Source organism: Corallococcus caeni, from assembly GCF_036245865.1.
GTDB classification, from domain to species: Bacteria; Myxococcota; Myxococcia; order Myxococcales; family Myxococcaceae; genus Corallococcus; species Corallococcus caeni.
In genome coordinates this window covers 1-523 of sequence record NZ_BTTW01000054.1, presented here as the reverse complement: position 1 = coordinate 523, position 523 = coordinate 1, and the positions used below count along the sequence as shown (strand labels likewise).

The following is a 523-nucleotide window of genomic DNA, read 5'->3' as shown; positions in this document are numbered from 1 at the left end:
TGCACTTGTCAAAGAACGTCCCTGCGACTTCCAGGTAACTTGTGGAGCTGATCGGGTTCGAACCGACGACATCCAGCTTGCAAAGCTGGCGCTCTCCCAGCTGAGCTACAGCCCCGACTCTCGCGTCGGCTTTCCCATTCGCGTCCCTTCAATGAGGGAGAATGGTGGGCCTAGGTGGACTTGAACCACCGACCTCGCGCTTATCAGGCGCGCGCTCTAGCCAGCTGAGCTATAGGCCCAGGGGGGCTAAAGCATCGGCGAACCCTACAGCGTCCTTCATTCTCAAAGAGCCGAGCCGCCTTCGCTCGGTCCTTCAAAACCAAACAGCAAGCCCGAAGTTCATAATGGATTGTTTACCGGAAACATTGACCTAGTTAGACCTGACAACCCGAAGGTTGCTGGTGTTGCCTACTCTCCCGAAGGATGAGTCCAACACCCGGTCTCCTTAGAAAGGAGGTGATCCAGCCGCAGGTTCCCCTACGGCTACCTTGTTACGACTTCACCCCAGTTACCGAGCACTCCT

At 56.4% G+C, this 523-nt stretch carries 2 tRNA genes and 1 rRNA gene; all 3 read right to left on the bottom strand.

What is annotated here, in order from left to right:
• Positions 1-42: 42 nt before the first annotated feature.
• Positions 43-115 (bottom strand) — tRNA-Ala (locus AABA78_RS38890).
• Positions 116-162: 47 nt separating this feature from the next.
• Positions 163-239: transfer RNA gene (locus AABA78_RS38885), tRNA-Ile, on the bottom strand.
• A gap of 210 nt (positions 240-449) precedes the next feature.
• Positions 450-523, bottom strand: a 16S ribosomal RNA gene (locus AABA78_RS38880); the annotation flags it as partial.